At 65.4% G+C, this 22,415-nt stretch carries 25 protein-coding genes; 9 read left to right on the top strand and 16 right to left on the bottom strand.

All coding sequences use genetic code 11. The annotated features are described in order from the left end of the window. Positions 1 to 14 precede the first annotated feature (14 nt). Positions 15 to 1,010, bottom strand: coding sequence for an arsenic resistance protein (locus tag C491_RS12685; protein WP_005556846.1), 996 nt, complete (start codon positions 1,008 to 1,010; stop codon positions 15 to 17). A 95-nt stretch (positions 1,011 to 1,105) separates the two neighbouring features. On the opposite strand from C491_RS12685, the gene C491_RS12680 reads away from it, so the two are divergent. Further along, complete coding sequence (locus C491_RS12680) at positions 1,106 to 1,510, top strand: arsenate-mycothiol transferase ArsC (protein WP_005556844.1); 405 nt, start codon at positions 1,106 to 1,108, stop codon at positions 1,508 to 1,510. Between the two features lie 350 nt (positions 1,511 to 1,860). Here C491_RS12680 and C491_RS12675 read toward each other — a convergent pair whose 3' ends face one another. The 4 genes from C491_RS12675 to C491_RS12660 all read right to left on the bottom strand — a co-directional run bounded on the left by C491_RS12675 (position 1,861) and on the right by C491_RS12660 (position 6,958). Continuing rightward, complete coding sequence (locus C491_RS12675) at positions 1,861 to 4,050, bottom strand: cation:proton antiporter (RefSeq protein ID WP_394295453.1); 2,190 nt, start codon at positions 4,048 to 4,050, stop codon at positions 1,861 to 1,863. A gap of 140 nt (positions 4,051 to 4,190) precedes the next feature. Next, entirely contained in the window at positions 4,191 to 5,195 is a 1,005-nt protein-coding gene (locus tag C491_RS21520; protein ID WP_005556840.1) for a universal stress protein, read from the bottom strand. Next, positions 5,195 to 5,974 (bottom strand): Lrp/AsnC family transcriptional regulator, encoded by a 780-nt coding sequence (locus tag C491_RS12665; RefSeq protein WP_005556838.1) that lies wholly within the window; start codon positions 5,972 to 5,974, stop codon positions 5,195 to 5,197. The genes C491_RS21520 and C491_RS12665 overlap by 1 nt, the downstream gene beginning before the upstream one ends. Before the next feature lie 375 nt (positions 5,975 to 6,349). Then, positions 6,350 to 6,958 (bottom strand): hypothetical protein, encoded by a 609-nt coding sequence (locus C491_RS12660; protein ID WP_005556836.1) that lies wholly within the window; start codon positions 6,956 to 6,958, stop codon positions 6,350 to 6,352. Positions 6,959 to 7,089: 131 nt separating this feature from the next. On the opposite strand from C491_RS12660, the gene C491_RS12655 reads away from it, so the two are divergent. Next, positions 7,090 to 8,100, top strand: coding sequence for an AIR synthase family protein (locus C491_RS12655; protein ID WP_005556834.1), 1,011 nt, complete (start codon positions 7,090 to 7,092; stop codon positions 8,098 to 8,100). Here the strand turns inward: C491_RS12655 and C491_RS12650 are convergent. The 4 genes from C491_RS12650 to C491_RS12635 form a co-directional block, all read right to left on the bottom strand. Then, entirely contained in the window at positions 8,064 to 9,197 is a 1,134-nt protein-coding gene (locus C491_RS12650; RefSeq protein ID WP_005556832.1) for an ion channel, read from the bottom strand. The two genes, C491_RS12655 and C491_RS12650, sit on opposite strands and share 37 nt — an antisense overlap. A gap of 30 nt (positions 9,198 to 9,227) precedes the next feature. Further along, on the bottom strand, positions 9,228 to 10,523 hold the full coding sequence (locus C491_RS12645; RefSeq protein WP_049891853.1) for a lactate racemase domain-containing protein: 1,296 nt from the start codon (positions 10,521 to 10,523) through the stop codon (positions 9,228 to 9,230). A gap of 77 nt (positions 10,524 to 10,600) precedes the next feature. Next, complete coding sequence (locus C491_RS12640) at positions 10,601 to 10,828, bottom strand: hypothetical protein (RefSeq protein WP_005556828.1); 228 nt, start codon at positions 10,826 to 10,828, stop codon at positions 10,601 to 10,603. 76 nt (positions 10,829 to 10,904) lie between these two features. Then, entirely contained in the window at positions 10,905 to 13,664 is a 2,760-nt protein-coding gene (locus tag C491_RS12635) for an AAA domain-containing protein (protein ID WP_005556826.1), read from the bottom strand. A gap of 162 nt (positions 13,665 to 13,826) precedes the next feature. Between C491_RS12635 and C491_RS12630 the strand changes: the two genes are divergently transcribed. Then, entirely contained in the window at positions 13,827 to 14,348 is a 522-nt protein-coding gene (locus tag C491_RS12630; RefSeq protein ID WP_005556824.1) for an SPW repeat domain-containing protein, read from the top strand. Positions 14,349 to 14,415: 67 nt separating this feature from the next. Here the strand turns inward: C491_RS12630 and C491_RS12625 are convergent, their stop codons facing one another. From C491_RS12625 to C491_RS12605, 5 genes are all read right to left on the bottom strand, one after another. After that, positions 14,416 to 15,180, bottom strand: a complete 765-nt coding sequence (locus tag C491_RS12625; RefSeq protein WP_005556821.1) for an amino acid ABC transporter ATP-binding protein — start codon at positions 15,178 to 15,180, stop codon at positions 14,416 to 14,418. Continuing rightward, entirely contained in the window at positions 15,180 to 15,896 is a 717-nt protein-coding gene (locus C491_RS12620) for an ABC transporter permease (RefSeq protein WP_005556820.1), read from the bottom strand. Before C491_RS12620 ends, C491_RS12625 begins: the two co-directional genes overlap by 1 nt. 9 nt (positions 15,897 to 15,905) lie before the next feature. After that, positions 15,906 to 16,835 (bottom strand): substrate-binding domain-containing protein, encoded by a 930-nt coding sequence (locus C491_RS12615; protein WP_049891839.1) that lies wholly within the window; start codon positions 16,833 to 16,835, stop codon positions 15,906 to 15,908. A 235-nt stretch (positions 16,836 to 17,070) separates the two neighbouring features. Then, positions 17,071 to 17,376: a hypothetical protein gene (locus tag C491_RS12610; protein ID WP_005556816.1), complete on the bottom strand. Its 306-nt coding sequence runs from the start codon at positions 17,374 to 17,376 to the stop codon at positions 17,071 to 17,073. A 47-nt stretch (positions 17,377 to 17,423) separates the two neighbouring features. Beyond that, positions 17,424 to 17,669 carry a hypothetical protein gene (locus C491_RS12605; protein ID WP_005556814.1) on the bottom strand — a complete coding sequence of 82 codons (246 nt, stop codon included), beginning with the start codon at positions 17,667 to 17,669 and terminating at the stop codon, positions 17,424 to 17,426. A 117-nt stretch (positions 17,670 to 17,786) separates the two neighbouring features. Between C491_RS12605 and C491_RS12600 the strand changes: the two genes are divergently transcribed. The 3 genes from C491_RS12600 (at position 17,787) to C491_RS12590 (ending at position 19,044) form a co-directional block, all read left to right on the top strand. Continuing rightward, complete coding sequence (locus C491_RS12600) at positions 17,787 to 18,338, top strand: hypothetical protein (RefSeq protein ID WP_005556813.1); 552 nt, start codon at positions 17,787 to 17,789, stop codon at positions 18,336 to 18,338. 62 nt (positions 18,339 to 18,400) lie between these two features. Further along, positions 18,401 to 18,826 carry a nuclear transport factor 2 family protein gene (locus C491_RS12595; protein ID WP_005556811.1) on the top strand — a complete coding sequence of 142 codons (426 nt, stop codon included), beginning with the start codon at positions 18,401 to 18,403 and terminating at the stop codon, positions 18,824 to 18,826. Further along, positions 18,823 to 19,044, top strand: a complete 222-nt coding sequence (locus C491_RS12590; RefSeq protein WP_049891837.1) for a hypothetical protein — start codon at positions 18,823 to 18,825, stop codon at positions 19,042 to 19,044. The genes C491_RS12595 and C491_RS12590 overlap by 4 nt, the downstream gene beginning before the upstream one ends. Positions 19,045 to 19,062: 18 nt before the next feature. On the opposite strand, the gene C491_RS12585 is transcribed toward C491_RS12590, so the two are convergent. Together C491_RS12585 and C491_RS12580 are read right to left on the bottom strand one after the other, a co-directional pair. Beyond that, positions 19,063 to 20,019 (bottom strand): zinc-dependent metalloprotease, encoded by a 957-nt coding sequence (locus tag C491_RS12585; RefSeq protein WP_005556809.1) that lies wholly within the window; start codon positions 20,017 to 20,019, stop codon positions 19,063 to 19,065. A gap of 564 nt (positions 20,020 to 20,583) precedes the next feature. Beyond that, a complete protein-coding gene (locus tag C491_RS12580) occupies positions 20,584 to 20,886 on the bottom strand; it encodes a hypothetical protein (RefSeq protein WP_005556807.1) in 303 nt (100 codons plus the stop codon). A 125-nt stretch (positions 20,887 to 21,011) separates the two neighbouring features. On the opposite strand from C491_RS12580, the gene C491_RS12575 reads away from it, so the two are divergent. The 3 genes from C491_RS12575 to C491_RS12565 all read left to right on the top strand — a co-directional run bounded on the left by C491_RS12575 (position 21,012) and on the right by C491_RS12565 (position 22,359). Beyond that, complete coding sequence (locus C491_RS12575; protein ID WP_005556806.1) at positions 21,012 to 21,239, top strand: LSM domain-containing protein; 228 nt, start codon at positions 21,012 to 21,014, stop codon at positions 21,237 to 21,239. After that, positions 21,236 to 21,412, top strand: coding sequence for a 50S ribosomal protein L37e (locus tag C491_RS12570; protein ID WP_005556804.1), 177 nt, complete (start codon positions 21,236 to 21,238; stop codon positions 21,410 to 21,412). The genes C491_RS12575 and C491_RS12570 overlap by 4 nt, the downstream gene beginning before the upstream one ends. A gap of 248 nt (positions 21,413 to 21,660) precedes the next feature. Beyond that, positions 21,661 to 22,359, top strand: coding sequence for a DUF4013 domain-containing protein (locus C491_RS12565; protein ID WP_005556802.1), 699 nt, complete (start codon positions 21,661 to 21,663; stop codon positions 22,357 to 22,359). The last annotated feature ends 56 nt before the right edge of the window (positions 22,360 to 22,415 follow it).

The raw sequence follows: 22,415 nt of genomic DNA, 5'->3' as shown, positions 1-22,415 counted from the left end.
AGCGACCGGGCCCGCTACCCGGCTCCGGCGTGCTCGTCTCCGCTCACCGACCACCAGTCCCGGTCTTCGATCCCCGTGTGGATCTGGGCGATCAGGCCCAGCAGCGGGAGCTCGAGCAGCGGGCCGATGACCAGCGCCAGCGGGATCAGGGGCTCGTGAGGAAAGGCGACGACGGCGATCGCCAGCGCGGTCGGCGAGTTCCGCGAGAGGATCGTGTTGTTGAAACAGACCATCTCACTGTAGGAGAACGAGAGGACGCGGCCGATACCGAACCCGATGGCGAGGTTGAGCGCGTAGAAGGCGATCACCGGAACGGCGAGCAGTGCGAGCAGTCCGGGGTTCTCGAGGACCGCCTGACCCTGCGAGGCGAACATCGCTCCGATGGCAAGGCTGAGGAAGACGATCTGTACGGGACCGAGTTTCGGCAGGAACGCCCGCCTGAACCACCGATCGCCCCGCCAGCGGATCAGCCCCTTCCGGGCGATACCGGCGAGGACGAGCGGGACGACCAACACGAGGACGACGCTCTCGAGCAGCAACTCGAGCGGCAGCTCGACGAGCTCGCCGGCGAAGACGTAGAGGTAGACGGGCAGCAAGACGAGCTGCAACACGAGGTTGTAGGGCAGGATCGACGTCGCCAGCGGCACGTCGCCGTCGGCGATGTCGGTGAAGATCAGGTACCAGTCGGTACACGGCGTTACCATAAGCATGATCAGTCCCACCCACAGCGCGGGGTGATCACGGAGGAAGATCGCGCCAAGCCCGACCGCGAACAGCGGATTCCAGACGAAGTTCACGAGGAGACTCGAGCCGGCAACCCGCCGGTTGCCGAAGGCAGATTTGAGTTTCGACAGCGGCATCCCGGCGAACGCGCCGAACAGCATCACCATCAGGAAGGGGAGGATGAGCGCGTCGGCGACGGCGGGAACGCCCTCGAGCTGGCCGAGCGCGAGCCCGACGGCGATCGCCGCGAGGATCACGGCGGTCTGATACTTCTCGAGGACGTTCACGGTGATCGGTTTGGCGGGAGAGGTGGAATGGGTTGGGATTCCGACTCGGGCTCGCCGGGCAAATACTGGTAAGGATCGCGGGTGTAGGACGGTCGATGACGAAAATCGTGTTCGCCTGCGTCGGGAACGCGGGCCGAAGCCAGATGGCGACCGCCTACGCCGAACGGGAGCGGGATCGACGCGGACTCGACGTCGAACTCGTCACCGGCGGCACCGAACCCAAGGAGTCGATCAGCGAGGACGCCCTCGAGGCCCTGGAGGAGGACGGCCTCGACGTCGGCGGTCGGACGCCACGGCAGATCACGGCGGAGGACGTGGCCAACGCCGAAACCGTCGTGACGATGGGCTGTTCGGCCTCGGAGTTCGTCCCCGAGGACTGGGACGGCGAGGTCCGGATCTGGTCGCTCGAGTCACACGGCGACGGGATCGAGGACACCCGCGAGCAGCGCGACGAGATCGAACGCCGCGTGACGGCGCTGTTCGACGACCTCGAGCAGTAGCTGTCAGTACGGTTCTGTTGCTCGGGCGTCATACCGAATCGACCGAGTCGTTGTCTATGTTTGCTTACTGATCGCTGATTGTTCTATCAGAAACGAGTAGATTCCAGAATGGCGTGCTGCGGACTATAGAGAACGGTTCTTAAGAGCATTACCTGCTCTCGGAAATCGGCTTCTCTCGTACTACCGGACTTCACGTAGAGAATATCATGAAAGACGAAGGAACTGCCGATCATCAGCCCGTTCTTCTGTTGCTGGGTACATAATGACAAAGTTACCGTCGGTGAGCGTCGAGATGCTCTTCGGGAGCGTTTGGAGTTCTGAGTGCCAGCCTACCTCATCGCGACGAGAACTCATACAAACGACGAGGTCGTCCGCCTGTACGTCGTCACGAAGGGTCGAGAGCAATTCCTTCCACCCGCCGATTTCCTCGAAATCGNGCGACGAGAACTCATACAAACGACGAGGTCGTCCGCCTGTACGTCGTCACGAAGGGTCGAGAGCAATTCCTTCCACCCGCCGATTTCCTCGAAATCGGCGGGTGCTTCCGGTTCAACGAGCGTGAACAACCGCTCGAACTGCTCTGGATTCCCGTTGACAGCTAGCCCGTAGATCGGTGCCCCGGTATCTTCGGAGATGAGTTTTACCGTGTGTAGTGCCTCATAGAATCCGTCGTTGTGGTCGATTCCCGGCGGAAGGACGAGGATAATCCGTTGCGTCGTGTTGAGCGGTTCGCGCACCCGCCCAACGAGCGTCAGTTGGGTGGTCCACTTTAGCACCTGATCGATGATGTGACCGAACACCTGCTGAGTGCGCGAGCGGGCGCNCACCCGCCCAACGAGCGTCAGTTGGGTGGTCCACTTTAGCACCTGATCGATGATGTGACCGAACACCTGCTGAGTGCGCGAGCGGGCGCCGTCCCAGCCGATGACGAGTGTCGTGATTCGATTTTCGAGCGTTGAACGGGCGATCCCTGAGGCGATATTAGAATTGACCTGGGTGTGGTCCTCAATCGGGACTTCAGCTCCTGCAGCGTACTGNTCGAGCGTTGAACGGGCGATCCCTGAGGCGATATTAGAATTGACCTGGGTGTGGTCCTCAATCGGGACTTCAGCTCCTGCAGCGTACTGCTCGACCCCTTCGAAGAGTTCCTCTGTTTCGGCAACTTTCGCTTCGGTCTGTGTCCGCTGGTCGGGTTGGACAACCGATACCGTGTGGATCGGCTGATCGGCGCGCTTGTCACGGATCGTGAAAGCGAGATCGAGCAGGGATTCTGTGTGTTTCGAGTCTTTCGAAACCGGGACGAGGATCCGCTGGGGCGTCTCACTTGGGTCGTACTCCGTGCGATCGCGGGCGCGAACAAGCGCCCCGCCAGCACGTTCGACGAGCGCAGGACTCACCAAGCTCACCACAAGGATCATCAGCACCACGGCGTTGATCATGTGCTGATCGAAACCGGGCACGCCGACATCGAAGCCGATCTGGACGATCGCCAGCGCGGCGGCCGCCTGGCCGACCGACAGGCCGAACATGCCGAGGATCTGGTCACTGTCGTACCCGTACACCTGTCCTGTCGCCCACGAGGCGGCAAATTTCGTCGTCACAACCATGACGATCAACGAACCGGCGATGAGCAACGTGTCGATTCCCTCGAGGAGGACACCAGCGTTGACAAGNATCAACGAACCGGCGATGAGCAACGTGTCGATTCCCTCGAGGAGGACACCAGCGTTGACAAGCATTCCCACTGAGAGCAGGAAGAAGGGAATGAACAGCGCGTTACCGACGAACTCGATCCGGTTCATCAGCGGCCCAGTCTCTGGAATCAGCCGGTTGAGCGCCAGTCCTGCGAGAAACGCGCCGATGATGTGCTTGACGCCGATGAGTTCGGCGAGGAACGCGCAAATAAACAGGACGGCCATCACGAAGAGAAACTCGAAGTAGCTCTCCTCGTTGTGGAGCCGAAAGAACCACCGGCCGAGCCGAGGGACGATCAGCCACACTCCTGCGAAAAAGACGGACAACCCGACCGCGAGTTGGATCCAGAACGCAGCATCGAGTGTACCGCCGACCGAGGCGACCACGACCGCAAGCACGAGCAGAGCGAGCGTGTCCGTCAGGATGGTGCCGCCGATCGTCGCCGTCATCGCCTCGTTTTTCACGATTCCCAGCCGGTTGACGACCGGATAGGCGAGTAACGTGTGCGAGGAGAAGATCGCCGCGAACAGCAGCGCGGACGCAAGCGTCAGGTCGAGCACGTAGACGCCGACGGCGGTGCCGACCGCCTGCGGTACGATGAACGAGAGCAGTCCGAAGACGATACTGCGATCCTTGTACTCGATGAACTGGTTGAGATTGATCTCGAGACCCGCGATGAACATGAGGTACACCAACCCAACTTCGCCGAGCAACTGAATCGTCTCCCCGCGCTCAAGCAGGTGCGCGCCGTTCGGCCCGATTGCCGCGCCGATCAGGATAATGCCGATGATGCCCGGTAATCGATAGCGCTTGAGCACGAGCGGGGCAACGAGGAAGATCACCATCGCGATGCCGAAGATGAGGATGGGATCGTCGAACGGCGTCGTCAACGACGGGCCCGTTGCGAGCGGAGTAACTGTGCCGGTCCTCGCCACTACGTCGAGCAGCCAGATCTGTAATAGACCGTCTGTCATATTCTGAAGCATTAATTATTATATTTTGGTGGATCGATTATCATCGAACGACGGTGACCGGAACGTTTGAGCGACGGATCACCGCCTCGGTGGTACTGCCAAGCAGCTTTTGTTTGAGGCCGACGCGGNGGAACGTTTGAGCGACGGATCACCGCCTCGGTGGTACTGCCAAGCAGCTTTTGTTTGAGGCCGACGCGGCCGTGGCTGGCCATCACAATCAGATCAGTGTCGGTGTTCTCCGCGCAGGTGACAATCGCTTTCACTACGTTTCCGGTGAGGGCGATCGTCGAGAGTTCGACGCCGCGTTCGGTCGCGAGTTCGCGTGCTCGCTCGAACAGTCGAGATGCCTGGCGCTTTTTCCTTCGATCGTCGGCGTTGGCGTCGAAGGAGGGGTTACTGGTCATCGAATCGTACACGCCGGGGCTTCCAACGCTGTCAACGTACAGCACGGTCACGTCGGATTCGAGGTAGACCGAACAGGCGTGCTCGAGCGCCTTCCAAGAGAGTTCCGATCCGTCAATTGGAACGAGTACCCGGTAAGAATCGTCGTCAGCAGGCTCGGCAGCTTCACTGATTTCTGGAGTCTTCTTTTCCGGGTGAGGGAAGACCAGGACCGGAAGCTCAGTTTCGGTCGTCAGCCGATGCGCGTGGTCTCCTGAGAGGAGTTTGATCCAGCGACTACCTGGTCGCGGCGTAAAGCCGATGGCCGCCGTGTCTACTTCCTCAGCGGCAGCAAGGATCTCGTCGATCACGTCCGTACCGTATCGGAGTTCCGTCCGGACATCGTGACCGGTCCCGGCCAACTCCTCGCGAACGATCTCGAAGATCGCGTCGGCCTGCTCCTGTCTCGCACCGATCGGAGCCTTATCAGGTCCGCCTTCCGTCTTCTCGATGACGTGGAGGACAACGATGTCGCCCGTCGGCGTGAGGTATGGCCTCACCGCGTCGCACGTTGCCACGGCGTGGTTCTCCTCAGCGATCGGCAGCAGAATGCGGTCGAACACCGGTTGCGTCATCAGTGAATCCCCTCGCGTTCGCCCCCGACGAACGAACGGACCGTCTCCTCACCCACACCCGTGTCGGAGAAGACGGTCACGACGTCGTCCCGGCGGATCGTGGTGTCGCCGTGGGGCGTGAGCAACTCTCCGTCGCGGCTGATTGAGACAACGAGCGGGTTATCAACGAGGATTCCGTTCTCGACGGCGTCGGAGAGCGTCTCGCCTTCGATGGGCGCGTCGGCGCGGACCGTTAGCTCGACGACTTCGGACCCGGTCGAGGAGCTAATGAAATCGACGGGGTGCTGGTTACGCGAGTCGTCGGGGCCGAACGCTTCGTACGGTCGTATTTCGTCGTTCTCGACCAGCATCTCATCCTCGATCTCAATACCGAGCTCCGACAATGTCGTCCCGATACGCCGCAGGTCGTCCGTGTCTTCGCCGACCGCGAGCACGTGGAAGTTCCGACGGCCGCCCATGAGCATTCGAACGTTGATGACCCCCGGGATCTGGTAGGCTGCACGAGCGATCGTTTCCCGTTCAGCGAACGGTACGTTGCACATGAACAGTGTCGACAATCGACCATCCGGCCGCTCGAAATCGATGTGTGCGTGATAGCCCTTGACGATACCGTGGGCTTCCAGATCCTCGATTCGATTACGGACGGTCCCCGGCGACACGCCGATCTTCTCGGCGATTGCTGGCGCCGAACTCCTTCGAGCGTCGGTCATCAGCTCGTAGATGATCCCCTGATCGACCTCGTCCAACGGATACGTCGATTCAGTGGTTTCGTTGCCCATCACTGATCACTGACCCTCCAGAGCAGGCGGAGATATATAAGTATGCTCCTTAGATACTCAACTTTTCCGGTTCTAGTTCAGTAAATGCGGAATACTGGCAATATTATTAGCAAGAGAACTGACTCTCGAAAGCGCTGTCTAAGATACTTCCGCCGTCAATCGAGACAAGCCGCTACTCGGTTTGGTTCGAGAGATGCAGTATACATCCCTTTTGACAGTATCCGGAGAGATCAATAGCTGCTCCGTTACCTGCTTGACCTGTACGGAACGCGATTTTCACGCGGTGTTCTGAAAAACACCGCTCTCTACTGCGAGGACGGAACGCCTCCGAAGGCGTTGTCGGTATCCGTGACGGCCGTCTCGCTGACGAGATGATTACCGCTCGAGCAGGAACAGCGTCGCGAACGCGACCGCAGCGCCGATCTCGGCGAGCTTCGTCGAGAGTGCGGCCAGGTCGTCCCGGAGGTGGTCGACCAGAACCTCGTGGGCCGGTCCGTCGTGGTCGTGGTCGTGATCGTGTCCGTCGTCGCCGTGGGCGTGGTCGTCGTCGTGACTGTGGTCATCGTCGTGCGCATGGTCGTCGTCATGGCCGTGATCATCGTCGTGGCTGTGATCGTCGTCGTGACTGTGGCCGTCATCGTCTCCGTTGTGCCCGTGATCGTCGTGGGAGTGATCGTGCCCCTCGAACCCAAATATCCCCTCCGCGACCTGAAAGACGTGCCAGTCGGCGTATGCGAGGACGTGGGCGATCATCAGGAGCGCGCCCGCGAGGTACACCGTCGGCGGCGCGACGACCCCGGTGGCGTAGCTCACGCCGAGGGCGACGACGAGCGCCGCGCCGATCAGAAACAGGATCGGCAGGAGAACGCTCGCGCCGTCGGTGACGGACTCGAGGACGCCGCCGATCCCGAGGACGAGGTGGACCGCGGCCGAGAAGCCGGCGAGTCCGAACGCAACGGCCAGGAGGATCGTTCGCTGGTTCATCGTCCGATTCCAGCGGCTCCTGCTCGAAGTCCGCTCTGGTACGTTCGTCGAAAGCCCACCCGAGAACCGTCTGCCTCGAGCCGCCGAGTGCTGTCGACAGCTACAAACCGCCGATCCGCCCAGTTCGTGGTATGCCCGGAAAGGTACCGCCGGCGGAACTGCTCGAGCACGTGTTCGGTCGCACGGGGACCGCGAGCGACGACGAGTCGGTGATCCAGGGGCCCGCCGACGGTGAGGACGCCGCGGCCATCGCCTGGCCGGAGGGCGAGGGCACGCTCGTCGTCAGCTCCGATCCGATCTCGCTCGCGGCCTCCCAGGTCGGCCGCCTCGGCGTCCACGTCGCCTGCAACGACGTCGCCGCATCCGGCGCCGACCCGCGCTGGCTCACGACCGTCATCCTGCTTCCCGACGAGGAGTCGCCCCTCGAGGAGATCACGGCCGACATCGACGCCGCGGCCCGCGAGGTCGGCGCGTCGATCGTCGGCGGTCACTCGGAGTACGTCGACCAGCTCGAGCGCCCGCTGGTCTCGCTGACCGCGATGGGATCGACCGACGCCTTCGTTCCGACCGGGGGCGCGGAGCCCGGCGACCGGATCGTCATTACGAAAGCCGCGGGGATCGAGGGAACGGCCATCCTCGCGGCCGACTTCGGCGGCGAGCTGGACGTCGACCCTGCCGTCCGTGAGCGGGCAGTCGACTTCCTCGAGGAGATCAGCGTCGTTCCCGACGGTCGCGTCCTGCGGGAGTACGCGACCGCGATGCACGACCCCACGGAGGGCGGCGTCGCGGCGGGGCTGCTCGAACTCGCCCGCGCCTCCGGGGTTCGACTCGCAGTCGACCGCGACGCGGTTCCGATTCGTCCGGAAACCGAGACCCTGTGTACGGCAGCGGACGTCGACCCGCTCCGGATCTTCGGCTCCGGCGCCCTGCTCGCGACCGTTCCCGCCGACGCGCTCGACGACTGTCTCGCGGAACTCGAGTCCGCCGGGCTCGAAGCCGCGGCGATCGGAACGGTCGAGGAGGCGGGGTTGAGCGACGACGAGGGCGACGAGTTCTCCCTCGAACTCGGCGCCGAGATGATCACCGAGCCGATCGAGGACGATCTCTACCCGCTGTGGGAAGCCGCCGACGCGGACGACTGAGCCGCGGCATCGGGTTCGCCGAGCGTCGCAGCCGTCGTCGCGTCGGCCGCGACCGCCAGCGGATCGATCACGACGTCGGCCCGCCTCTCGACTTCCGGAGCCGTCGACCCGTCTGCGATCGCGATCACGCGAGCGTCCGTCGTGGCCCGTGCGACGCCGGCGAGCGCCGGCTCGTCGCTCGCGGCGATCACCACCGCATCGCACGCGCCGAGGTCGACACACTCGAGCGTCTCGTCGTCCGTCGGCTCGCCGACGACTCCATCGACCGAGTCCGGGAGCGCCCGCAGACGCTTCTCGTCGCTCGCCGCGACCGTTACGGCAGTCTGATCGGCGAGCCGTTCGACCGCGGCGACGGTTATCTCGTCGAGTCCGAGGACGGCGACGCGGTCGGTGTCGGCGGAATGATGGTTCGTCACTCGACGACCGGTCCTGGCGAGTCGCGTTTCGATGGCTGGACCGAACAGGCTGCCGACGGCGACCGCGACCGTCGTCGGCCCGAGCAGAAGCAGCGAGACGGCGAACAGCCGCGCCGCCTCCGTCGTCGGGTGGATGTCACCGTAGCCGACCGTACTCGCCGTGGCGAGCGTGAAGTAGACGGCGTCGACGACGGTCTCGAGTTCGGCGAACCCGTTCCGGAGCGTGTACGCTCCCGCGACGCCGTAACAGAAGACGCCGACGATGGCGACGAACGACCCGAACTGGGTCGGCGAGAGGTCGAGCCGACTCGAGCGCGTAAACCGGGTGCTAGTCAGCGCCAGAACCGCGAGCCCGCCGATCGAGACCACGATCAGGGGCACCGACAGGAGGCGAAGCTGGACGACCCCGTGAGCGGCCGCGAGCAGGACGAGCGCCCCAGCCGTGAGGTAGGCGATGCGGTAGCCCCGACGCATCCCCCAGGCGGCGACGAGCAGCGCGAACCCGACGACGGTCCCGCTGAACTCGGCCGTGGCCTGGAGATCCGCGAGCGGCCCCGCCGCCTCGAGGGTGGGATCCGTGAGGATCGAGAGGATCCCGGTCGCAACGGAAACGAGCGCGATCGCGGCAACGATCCGAACGGCGACGCGACCGGTCGGTCGGTAGCTAAGAGGGTCGAACATACCGCTCACACCACCTCGAGCGGGGTAAAGCTAGATCCGCGTTCGCAGGCCGCCGTCGGCTCGAGAGCACGCGACGAGCAGCGTGTTCAGGGCGTCGGGAACGACGAGGACGTCGCTTCCGGACTCGACGGCGTCGCACACGTCGGGCTCGGCGCGCATCAGACACTCCTCGACGACGTCGGGCGCCTCGCTGTTCGTCACGACGATCTCGTGTTCGCACAGGACCCGAGCGACGACGAACGCCCGCTGGGCGCCGGGGTCGTACCCTTCCCGGAGATCGTCGTACAGCGACTCGGCATCGTCGACCTCGCGCAGTCGACGGTAGAACCGTCGCTCGCCAGTGCCCTCGCCGGCACCTTCCGGCAGCGCCGCGGGAACGACCAGTTTGCCGCCCTCCCGCAGCGGGTTTCGGTCCCCGAGAGCGACGTAGGTCGCACCGCGAGTCGCCTGGTAGAGGTTCGCGTCCTTCGGCGCGCCGACCCCACAGACGACGGCGTCGTACTCGCGCTCGATCGGAACCGAGAGGGCGTCTCGAGCCACCGTTGCCAGCTCTCGGACGATCCGCCTGCCGTCGCCGGCCCGGACGCCGAGGACCCCGGTCGGACCGTGGGTCAGGTTGAGCGAGAGGTCGATCCCGACGAGATCGCCCGCCTCGTCGAGCAGCTCGCGAAACGGGTTTCCCTCGAGCCGTCCGAGGCGAACGCCCTCGCGGGCGAGCGTCTCCGGGCCGTGCGTGTGGCGGATCAGCGACTCGCCGCCCGCGCCGATGACGACCGTCTTCGCGCCGCCGCTGAAGCCCGCGTACTGGTGGGGCTCGACGACACCCGTCGAGAGGACGGCGTCTGCGTTCGCGACCGGGAGCCCGATCTCGACGGGGACGCCGTCGCTCGCGTTGCCCGAAGCACCGTACACTTCGCTCCCGCCGACCGTTCCGACCTCGACGACCGACTCCGGATTGTGGTTCACGGCCAGGTCAGCATGCGGGCCGAGCATCGCCTCGAGTTCCGCGTCGGTCATCGGACGGTGGAGGCCGAGTCCGACGACGACGGTCACCTGTTCGCGGGCAACGCCGAGGTCGGCGAGGCATTCGAGGAGGACCTCGAGCAGAACGTCGTCGGGCGCCTCCCGCGTCATGTCGGTGACGACGATCGCGACGTCGTCGCTCGCGTCGATCCGCTCGGCGAGCGGCGCTCCGAGCGGCTCCTCGAGCGCTCGCTGGGCGGCCGCTTTGACGTCGACGGCCTCGCCGCCCGGTGGCTCGGCAACCGTCACGTCGCAGTCGGAAAGGGAGACGTCGATCGACCCGTCTCCGAGTGGAACGTTCACGAACCACGTTCGAAGCGGAGCGACAAAAATCACCTCGGTCAGTTACTCCGTCGATCGACCGGAGGCGACGGTCGTGGCTACCCCGACGATCCGTCGTCGCGGTAGTCGTCGATGAACAGCCGGACGCCCATCACCGGAATGAAGAGCAGGAACGCCATCAGGACCGTCCCCGCCAGGACCGAGACCGCGAAGTCGAACGCGAGCGCGGGCGGCAGGGTCCAGGCCGCGAGCAGGAATCCGCCGAGTATCGAGACGACGATGAGGACCAGGATATCGTTCGTGTGTACCGGAACCTCCTCTGACATACCCGAACTTGCGGACGGGGATACATAACGCTGCGCGGTTTCGATCGACGGCCGCCGCGCGATTCCGAGCGACGACTCAACGGCGCGCCCACTCGAGCATCCGTCCGTACACCGGATCGGACGACAGCGCTCCGGAGTCGCCAACGAGCACGAGCGCGCGCTTCGGCCGGGTGAGCGCGACGTTGATCCGCCGGTAGTCCTCGAAGATCGGCCCCTCGAGCGTTCCCGTCGCCGTAAAGGAGACGATGATCACCTCCTTGCTCGAGCCCTGGAAGCGGTCGACGGTGTCGACGGCGACGCCCTCGGGGACGTGCCTCGAGATCTCCGAGACCTGGGCGCGGAAGGGGGCGATGACGCCGACGTCGGCTGGGTCGACGCCCGCGGCCTCGTAGGCCGCGATCAGCTCGGCGATGCGGGCCGCTTCCAGGCTGTCGGTGTAGCGCTCGTCGTCGCCCTCGACGTCGACGAACGCGACGGGATCCCGGAATTCGGCGGGGAGGTCGTCGCGGGAGACGCCCTCGAGGTCGTCGAGCGTTCGTGCGGCGACCTCCGGCTCGGCGGGCCGGAGCTTCCCGTCGTAGAACTCCCGGGAGGCGAAGGCCTGGATGCGCTGGTTCATCCGGTACTGGCGATCGAGCATCACGCCCGCCTCGGGGTGAAGCTCGACGAGCCGTTCGAACAGCGACTCGGTGAGTTCGTTTTCGGCGCGCACGACGGGCGGCAGCTGCTCGTGGTCGCCGACGAGGACGAACCGCTCGGCGAGGTTGATCGCCGCGAACGTTCCGGGCTCGGTGAGTTGGGCCGCCTCGTCGACCAGCGCGGCGTCGAACGACTGCTCCTTCATGATCCGGGAGCCACAGGTCGCCGTCGTCGCGGCGACAACCTGTGCGTTCTCGAGCTCCGCGAGTCGCTCCTCGGGGTCGCCGGCTCGCTCGAGGCGGTACGGCGCCATGTCCTCGCGGACGCCGCTCTCGGAGCCCACGCGGACGATCCGATCCTCCTCGATCACGCCTTCGAGCTGCTCGAGCAGCGCCTCGAGGGCGTTGTCGACCGCTCGGTTGGTAAACGCCGACAGCAGGACGCGCTCGCCGCGTTCGACCATCGCGCGGATGGCTCGGGCGATGGTGTACGTCTTGCCCGTCCCGGGCGGGCCGTGGATCAGCGCGCAGTCCCGGGCGCCGACGGCCTTCCGGACGGCCTCGTCCTGTGCCGCGTTGTTCCCGATGAACGTCTCCTCCGGCTCGTCGAACTCGGGTTCGGCGCGACCGAACAGTACGTCCTTGCGTCGCTCGCTGCCCTTCAGGAGCGTGTCGTGGAGCGCGACGAGCAGTCGGTCGGTCGTCAGCTCGGAGGGATAGACGTCGAGCCGGGTGACCTCGACGGGTTCGTCGGCCGTCAGAACCACCTCGTCCTCGTCTAACCGCTCGATCCGCGCGAGTTCGGACTGCCCCCGAACCGGGTGGCCGTCGCTCGCGAGCACCAGGTCGCCCTCGCGAATCTTGGAGTTCGCCCCGCTCGTCCGACGGGCCCGGAGTTCCCAGCGGCCCTCCTCGAGCGGGCGTTTCTCCGCGAACTCGAGGTCGATCAGCGCGCGGTCGTCGTCGGCCCGCTCTTTTGGACTCTGCTCCCAGAGCTTGGCGTACTCGCGGTGGACCTCGCGTCGCTCCTCCTCGATCGCGTGCGAGAAGCGCTCGAAGAACTCGCGCTCCTCGGCGGGCAGGGGCTGGCCGATCTGGCCCGCCTTCGACTCCTGATCGAGCCGACCCGAGACGACCATGCAGGTGTCCTGCTCGAAGCAGTACTCGCACTTGGCGTTGCCCTCGTAGCCCGTCGGCACGTCGCCCGCGACCTCGGCCGCCGCGATCTCGTTTCGTAGCCGGACGACGTACTTCAGAAGCCCCGCGCCCATCGAGAACTCCTTGGCGGGGGTGAGGTCGCCGGTCTCCTCGTTGCGGTCCAGCGCCGAGTTCTTCGTATAAAGCAGCGTCCCGGTGTCGACGTCGCCGCCGTGTTCCTCGAGCAGGAGTGCATAACAGGCGGCCTGGACCTTGTCCTTGAACCGGGGCTCCTTCTTCAGGTTCTTCCCCGTCTTGAGTTCGACGGGCGCCCCCCGCCGGATGGCGTCGGCCCGCCCGCGGATACCGAACGTCTCGCTGATCAGCAGCTGCTCGGAGCGCCAGCTGCTCTTCGCGGGCGAGAACGCCCGCTCCGAGTTATCGGCGGCAGTAGCCGCCCTATCCTCCTCGGTCAGGCGACCCTGCTCGAGCCAGCCCTCGATCGCCGACGCGTTCTGTCTGACGTCCTCGGCGACGGACTCCGGGTCCTCCCCGAGCAGCCCCAGCTGGAGGCCCCGCTCCTCGACGCGGGCGTCGATCGACTCCTCGAGTTCCCGGCCTCGAAGGAGGTCCCCGAACACCTCGTGGACCAACGTCCCCTTCACGACGGGGTAGTTCAGCGGCACGCCCGAGAGCTTGTTCAGGTAGTACAGCCGGGGGCACTCGGTCCAGTTCCGGATCGCCGTCACGTTCACCAGAAAGCTCGGTTCGACGACGACGTACGAGTCGCCCGTCGTCTTGTACCGCGTTTCCCCCTGGTACTCGTCGATTTCCGCGTCGGTAACGAGCAGTTCCATCCCGGGCTCGAGCAGCTCGGCCGACTCGGTCCACTTATTCCACAGCGTCACCGTGATCGGTTCGTGGGCCTCGACCGGGCGGTCGTCCTCGCCCGCCGGGCCGTCGTCAGTTACCAGCCGGACCTCGGCGAGGTCGCTCTCGCCGTAGCTGGTCGATACCGAGCGAACCTCGACGTCGTCCGCGACGGTTCCGCGTACGTCCACGCCTGTCGTCAGGCGCGAGGCGTCAAAAACGCTATCGGTCACGGCTCGAGGAGCGATCGTCCGCTCGTCCCGACGTAACCCCGGATTACCTCGGGGATGGGCCGTTCACACGGCGTAACGGTCGCGGTCCTTTTGCAGCTCCGAAGCGAACCGTTGGCCGCCATGAACGACTCCGGCAGTGACGACGCTCGACACGATGCCCCGGAGGATCACACGCCCACCGAGACCGATTCGGGAACCGGCGCGGGCGACCGAGACGACCGCGGCCGCGACCCGCGGGACGAGTCGACCCAGATCGCGAACGAGGAGCGACGGCGTCACACCCCCTTCATCAGCGCGATCGTCGCCGCGCTCGGCGCCTGGGTCGCGCTCTCGGCGCTCGTCTACGACGTCGGCGCGGCCGGCCTCTGGAACAACGTCCTCGTTGGCGGCGCCGTCTTCGTCGCGGGTGCGTACAACTACTACCGGCTGGTCAACGACGTCCCACTGAGCATCGGCGTCGGCTCGCTAGTCGCGATCCTGGGAATCTGGCTGATCGTCGCGCCGGCTCTGCTCGGGATGGTAAGCGGGTTCTGGAGCACGCTCGTCTCCGGCCTGCTCATCGCGGGGCTGGCGAGCTACAACGCCTACGAGGCTCGAGAGGCGCGGACGGTCGCGACGGAACCCGACGCCGGAGCGCCGTAGCCGACGCGAACCGACCGGTGGTCGTCGGCTCCCCCTCGAGGCTCGTCCGAACGGTTGGTAGTGTCGGTCAGTAGATCAGCTCGCCGTCGATGAACTTCCGGGTCCGCTCGTCGTCCGGATCGTCGAAAACGTCCTCGGTACGGCCGACCTCGATGATATCGTTCTCGAGAAACACCGCGACCCGATCCGCGATGCGCTCGGCCTGGTGCATGTCGTGTGTCGCGACGACGACGCCGATGTCCCGATCGCGGGCCTCGAGAACGGCGTCCTCGATGAGCGCGGTGTTTCGCGGGTCGAGGTCCGACGTCGGCTCGTCGAGCAGGAGGATCTCCGGATCGTACGCGAGCGCGCGAGCGAACGCGACGCGCTGTGCCTCGCCGCCGGAGAGCGACGAGACATCCTGATCGACCTTCTCGCCCAGCCCGACCGTCTCCAGCGCTTCGATCTCGGCACCGGTGCCGTTGGTCCGTCCGACCAGGCTGGCGAACTCGTGACGGAGCCGATCCGTCCAGGGCTGGCGGACGCGCAGTCCGTACTCGGCGTTGCGACGGACGCTCGCGTCGAACAGGCTCGCCTCCTGAAAGACCATTCCGATCCGGCGTCGGAACTCGAGTCGCCGCTGTTCCGAGACGTCCCACACGTCGGTGTCGCCGTACTCGATCGTTCCCCGATCGGGGGAGTCGAACAGCGCGAGCAGCCGAAGGAGCGTCGACTTCCCGACGCCGGACGGGCCGATGATCGCGACGACCTCGCCCGGCGTGACCGACAGGGAGACGGATTCGAAAACCGTCTCGGAACCGTAGCCGTGGTGGATGTTTCGTGCGTCGAGCATTATCGGTAGCCTCCGTTACCGCTACCCAGTCGAACCACGACCGCGTTGACGAGGAGCACGAGCACGACGAGGATCGCTCCGAGGATCATCGCGGTCTCGAAGCGACCCTGTCGGGCCTCGAGCTGGATCGCGGTCGTGAGCGTTCGCGTGTACGATTCGCCGTCCGCGCCGGCGATGTTTCCGCCGACGATGAGCACGGAGCCGACCTCGCTGATCGCCCGGCCGAAGCCGGCGAGCAGCGCCGTCGCGATTCCGTAGCGGGCTTCCTTGATTGTGACGAGGGCGACGTCGAATCGCGTTCCACCCATCGCGTACGCCGCGTCGCGGACGTTCTGCTCGACGCTGCTGACCGCCGCGAGGCTTACGCCCGTAATTACCGGCGTCGCGAGGACGAACTGTGACAAGATCATCGCCTCCGGGGTGAAGACGAGGTCCAGCGACCCGAGCGGACCCTGGCCCGAGACCGCAAATAGCACGATCAGTCCGACGACGACGCTTGGAAACCCCATCCCGGTGTTGATGATCGACGTGAGCAGCGTCTTTCCCCGGAACTCCGTGAAGCCGACGAGGAGTGCGACCGGGAGGCTACACAGGGTACTCAGCGCCACCGCGACGAGGCTCACGTACAGCGAGACGCGAACGATGCTTCGAATGTAGTTCCACTCGAAGGGGAACTCGGCAAACAACGGGGAGACGGTCGCTAACTCGAGTGGCATCGGTTTGGTTCAGTCGTCGGCCTCCGAGGGAGCCCAGTCTTCGGGGACGTACTGCTGGAAGTTCGGTTCCTCCGAGATCGCTTCCGGGAAGAACAGCTGCTCGCCCTCGAGGGTGTACTCCTCGATGATCTCCCGGCCTTCGGGACCCGTCAGATAGCCGATGTAGGCCATTGACAGGTCGTACTCGACGTCGTCGTGAGCCCCGGGGTTGACCGCGACGATCCCGTACGGGTTCGCGAGCAGTTCGGGCCCGCCCTCGATCGGCCCCTCGACGTGGATCTCGAGGTCGATCTCCGACTGCATCGAGAGGAAGCTTCCGCGGTCGGCGAGCGTGTAGTCGCCGGTCTGTCCGACCTGCATTATCACCTCACTCATCCCCTGACCGGCCTCCTGGTACCACTCGCCGAACTCGTCGACGCCGGCCGCGTCCCAGAGCTCGAGTTCCTTCGCGTGGGTTCCGGAGTCGTCGCCACGCGAGACGAACGTCGCGCCCTCCTCGGCGATCGTGGCGAACGCCGCTTCGACGTCGTCCCCACCGCCGATTCCGGCCGGATCGTCGGATGTCCCGACGACGACGAAGTCGTTGAACATAACGTCGCGGCGGTTCACCCCGTACCCCTCTTCTATGAACTCGTCCTCGAGCGAGCGGGCGTGGACCATGACGACGTCCGAGTCGCCGCTCCGTCCGGTCTCGAGGGCGGCGCCCGTTCCCTGCGAAACGGTGTCGACGGTGACGCCGTACCGATCCTCGAACGGCGCGTTGAGTTCGTCGATGAGGCCCGTATCGTACGTGCTCGTCGTCGTAGTGAGCGTAATCGTCTCGCCGCTGATCTCCGGTCCGTCGTCGTCACCGCCGTCGGAACTACTGGTACAGCCAGCGAGACCGATCGTCGCGCCCCCGCCGATCCCCGCAAGCATCTCACGGCGATGTATCGGCATGGATACTTCGTCGAACGCCCAGTATAAATGGATTTCGAAGGTTGGTTTACTTAACTTCTATATACGCAAAAAGCACACCGTTCCGTAACCGTGTGTGGTTACGGGACGAGGATACTGTACGGGGCGTCTCCTGGGAGTCGAACCCCATCGGCCCGTCCGGAACGATCGATCGCGGAACGCTGCCCGACGAGGTCACAAACCGGGGAGACACACACACACACACCGAGGACGAGCCCTACAGCCAGGGAAACAGCGCGCGCCGCATCCGGCGAAGCAGCGACGGCCCCTCGTGTCGGACCTCGAGAACGGTCCCGTCCGCGTCGAAAACGACCTCGTCGGCGGGGAGCTGCTCCCCGTCGGGTAGCGTGATCCGTCGGTCGGCTTCCGGAACCGTTCCACCGCTGCTGGCGCCGAACAGCGACGCCGAACGAAGGGAGGGCTCGGGGACCGGTTCGCTGTACTCGATGACGTACACCGTCGTCCCGTCGTCGGTCGTTCGCTCCCAGTCGACGATCTCTCGAGTCGGCCCCGTCCCGATCATGTAGCAGCGAGATCCCGTCGCCCGGGAGGAATAGGTGTCGGTCGGTCTCAGCGATCCAGATCTGCCTCGAGCCGTCGTCGACGGAAGCGAGCGGCGTGGTGGTCCGTCGCGACGACCGCGAACGCGACCATGACGACGGCAAACGAGAGGGTGATCGTCGGCGGGAGATCGTTGAGGTAGCCGTTGGCGAGCTGGCCGGCCGCGAGAACGAGCGGGCAGACCGAAAGCAGGGCGCTGGTTACCGGTTCGGTACGGAACAGTTCGCGAAACGACGGGCGTCGGCGTGAGGCCATGGGAACTCGGCGGTTGCGTGTGCTGTCGGGAGCGCGATGGTATGCCTTTCGGTTCCCGCCGATCCGAGGTTCGAGGTAACCGATACGTTCATTCTGCCCGCGCGACAAGCGTTCCCTATGCGGATTCGCGACTGGCAGGACGTGCTCGAGGACGTTACCGAGCGCAGCGTCGACCCCGAGGACTGGCGAGCCGTCGCCGGCGACCGCGCGGGCGGCGTCGGCGAGGACATGTACCTCGCACACCCCCGGGCGGGAGTGTTCTTCCTCAAGACGTACGCGAAAAACCCCTTCGAGGTCCGGGGCGTCGGAACGAAGGTAGCCCGCAGCCTCGACGACGAGATCGGCTCCTTCCTGCCCGACGGCGAGTCGGACGGGCGATTCGCGGTCCAGTCGCCGCCCGAAGACGAAGACCACGCCAAGACGGTCTCGAAGCGCCTCGAGACCGTCCTCGAGACGCACTCGGACGCGCCGACCCGACCGCAGGACCTGTTCGACGACGTGATGGACGCCCTCGAGAGCCCCGCGTTCGGACCGATGGCGTACGACCAGTACGACCGACCCGACGAGCTCGAGGACCTCTCGGATCGGTTCGAGGAGGCCGACGAGCTGCTGAGCGCCGAACTCGACGACCTCATCGAGACCGACGAGGTCGATCGCGGCTTTATGTAAGGTTGCGGCGCCTGCGACTGCGTCCAGTGAGCCTTTGACGACCGACTCCGACAACGTACGGTATGAGCGACAAAGCTGCGGCCGTCGTCCGCGAGTACTACGAGGCCCTCCGACGAGGCACGCCCCTGCCGCCGTACTTTCTCGAGGACTCCTCGACGACGAAGTTCGGGATCAGCGAGGCGGCCTTCGGGTACGATGCCGTCGCCGAGGCCCTCGAGAGCCAGACCGAGACGACCACCGACTGGAGCGTCGAGAGCCATGGACTCTCGATCAACGAGGACGGAGCGTACGCCACGTTCGTCGACGAGGTGACGATGGCCTGGACCGACACCGAAGCCGGGACCGATCGTCGGTTCGACACTCGCTGGAGCGGAACGCTGGTTCGTCCCGAGGTCGTCGAGTCGGGATCCAAAGCCGTCGACGCGGGCGACGATGCCCCCCCGTGGCTGTTCCGGACGATGCACGTCAGCACGGCCGACGAGCTATGAGTCGGCGGCGGGGCCCCGACCGTCGATCACCGCAGTCCAGCGTGGTGACGAGTCCATCGGCTCGAATGGGGATCGCGTTCGTCCTGCTCGTGGGGCTCTCCTGTGGACTGATCGCGATCCACGGCGAGGCGTCGCTCGCGGGAATCGGAACGGCGATCGGTGTCGGGTTAGTCGCCGGCAGCGGACTGCTCTGGTATCTCCACTGGATCCTGGCGTAGAAGAGCGGATCGGCGTCGTCAGCGACCCATTCGCTGGATCCACAGCCCCGGCGAGTCGAGTTCGTCCTGGGTCGGGAGGTTCTCGGGTCGGTCCCAGACCCGGCTCGCGGTCTCGACGTCCCGCACCGCGACGACGTGTTCGAAGAAGTTCTTCCCGCGCTCGTACTGGCGTTCCTTTAGGCCGAGCCCGAGCAGGCGTCGGAACAGCCGCTGCAGGGGGCTCCGACCCTGTCGTCGCTCGTCGAGTTTCCGTCGGAGGTCCTCGTACTCGTCGTCGAAGGCGTGGTCCATCAGCAGCTCCGCATACCCCTCGACGACCGTCATCGCCGCGTCGAGATCCTTGAACGCCGCCTTGTTGAACGACCCCGTCGAGAGGTCCGCGATTCCGTCCTGCATTCGCTCCTCGAGGTGCTCCGAGAGCCACGGCGCCGCGCCGAACTCGGCGGCGTGGGTCACCTCGTGGAAGGCGATCCAGCGGCGGAACCGGTCGACGTCGACCTCGAGGGCGTCGGCCGCCTTGTGGATGTTCGGACGAACGAAGTACAGCGCATGGTCCTCGGAGGGCGTGTCCGCGAGCAACAGCGGGTCGTACTGGCCGAGCACGTTCCGGCCCAGAAACGCCAGCAACACGGTCATCGTTCCAGTATTGACCGTCCGGGCAGCGCCCGGGAAGGCACCCGTGGGCGTCTCGAGGGCGCCCATCACCCGTTCGAACGTTTCGACGTTGGCGTCGATCCAGTGGTGGCGGTTCTGGATCTCGACGGTGTCGGGGACGTCGAACTCCGCGCCCGAGACCGCCCGGACGGCCGCGCGAGCCTCGCGAACGTCGCGGGCGTAGGCCTCCCGCTCGCCGGGCTCGAGGTCGAGCGATCCGGGGTCGGTCGCCGCCTTGGCACCCTCGGCGGCCGACTGCCAGTCGATCACGCTGTCGCCGGAGGCGCCGGCGACCGCGCGGGCACTACGATAGAGATTCACGGAGTGAGCTACGGGCAGCGAACGCAAAAGGGTTCGGCTCGCCCACTCGCGGTTCGAGAGCGCGGTTTGGGTGTTCGGAACCCCATCCGAAACTCGCGTCACGTACAGGTGAACGACGTCTCAGCTCGATCCGACCGTTCTTCCTGCGGTGGCGTGCGCTGTCGACCGCTCGAGCGAAAGCGAGGGCGGTCGACGATGCTGTGCGAGGTCTTCGCGAGCCATGCGAGCGAACGGCTTGGAAGACGCAGCGCGTCTTCCAGTGGACGAACGAGCGCAGCGAGTGAGTCGGCTGGGGAGGGCGTGGCGATCCCTGTGTTCGTGCGAGCAGCGTCTGCTTCTGTCATTACCGCGAAAGCCCCTGGCGTTCTGGGGCGTTCTGACTCGCTGCGCGCCCTCCTTGCAGTCGCGTGCTTGCGTCGTCGGAACGCCCCAGAACGCCAGCCCCTTTCAGTCCCACCCGGCGGTGGTTGGGGAGGGCTGCAGACTCGATGCCGGACGGTCCACTCGCACTCCCAACTACTGGACAGGTCTTCCGATCGCGTCAGAAAAACTGTGCCGTACCGACTACGTGACCACGACGTCGGGCTGTTCGTCCTCGGGGAACTCCTCGGCCTCGTCGCCCTCAGTGTACTTCTTCGCCGCGACGCCGAGCGCGACGAGCACGACCAGCGCGATCAGGGCGCCGATCGCTCCCTTTCCGCCGCCCTCTTCCTCGGCTTCCGCTTCGCCCTCGAGTTCCTCCTCGCCCTCGAGGTCGGCTTCCTCCCGTTTCTCGCCGAACGGAAGCGCGTCGTCGATCGCTCGCGGCCCGAACTGGTGGTCGCCCTGGAGGTTCAGCTCGATGAGGGTAAACTTCTTCTCTCCCATGTCGGGGGAGTCGGCGAGCGGTCACTTAGCCGTTTGGCTTGTTCGAGCGCGTCGACGGCCGTCGACTCGGAGGTTTGGGAGTCTCGATCGGTACGATTAAGTGCGCGTCACTGGCGGTGTGTTGTATGAGTGGACGACCGCTTGACGTCCTCGAGGCGTCGCTCGGCGAACGCGTCACCGTACGGCTCAAGAGCGGCGACGAGTACGTCGGCGATCTTACGGGCTACGATCAGCACATGAATCTCGTGCTCGAGGACGTCTCGAGGGCGGGCGACCGAGAAGTGGACGACGAGGCGCCGGTCGAAGACACAACGATTATACGCGGCGATAACGTCGTTTCGATCACTCCATGACTGGCGCAGGAACCCCGAGCCAAGGAAAGAAGAACAAGACGACCCACACGAAGTGCCGTCGCTGCGGAGAGAAGTCCTACCACACAAGGAAGAAGGTCTGCTCGTCGTGCGGCTTCGGCAAGTCCGCCAAGCGCCGCGACTACGAGTGGCAGTCCAAGACGGGCGACAACTGAACTTCTATCTCTTCGGACTCGCTGCCCTCGAGCGACGCGACTCTTCGTTCGGAGTCGCTCGAATCCCGTCCTCGAGGTGTCGACGGCCGATAGCTCTTCAAGGTGTCCGATAGCCGATGGCCTCACCGCTGGGCTCGAGTCGATCTCCGGCGCTCGAGCCGAGCGTCGACGATCGCTTGATATAGCTGTCGCGCGTATAGCTCTCGATCGACCGCGAGCGACTGCAGTCGCCTGCGGCCGAGGAAATCATGCTATCCGAATCAGTCACCTACCTGAAAGACAGCGACGACGCGTTGAAGACGAGCATCATCGGCGGGCTCTGCCTGCTGTTTGGCTTCCTGCTGATCCCGCTCTTTCTCGTCTGGGGGTACGTCGTCCGCGTGCTGGCTCGGACCAGCCGCGACGACGACGAGGCCCCCGGCTTCGAGGACTGGGGCGACCTGACGATCGACGGCGCGAAGGCGTTCGCGATCCTGCTCGCGTACTCGCTCGTTCCCGTGGCCGCCGGCGCCGTCCTGTTCGGGAGCGTCTGGCTCGCCACCGGCGGCACGCCGGGGACGATCGGTGCGATTGGGTTCTTCCTCGCCGGGATGGTCACCCTCGCGACGTTCGTCGGAGCCGCGTACGTCTCGCCCGCGGCGATCGCGAACTTCGCGAGCGAGCGGCGCCTCGGCGCGGGGTTCGACGTCGACGAACTCCGCGCGGTCCTCGCGACGGGAACGTACGCGACGGGGTGGCTACTGGCGTTCGGGATCGTCGTCGTCGGCTCGTTCGTCTCGGGAGTACTCAACGCCGTCCCGCTCGTCGGAACCGTGCTGGGCGCGATCGTCGCGTTCTACGCGCTCGTCGCGGCCTACTACGTCATCGGGCACACCTGGGGCGACCTCCACCCCGTCTCGCTCGAGACGTCCGACGACGGACCCTCGAGCGAACGTCCCGCCGTCTGATCGCGGAACCGAAACCCCGCTCTCGAGTCCGATGAACAGCCATTAGTCCCGCGCCG

It is taken from the genome of Natronococcus amylolyticus DSM 10524 (genome assembly GCF_000337675.1).
Taxonomy (GTDB): Archaea; Halobacteriota; Halobacteria; order Halobacteriales; family Natrialbaceae; genus Natronococcus; species Natronococcus amylolyticus.
Note: the sequence above shows the minus strand (reverse complement) of the source record. Positions and strands in the feature narration are given on the sequence as shown.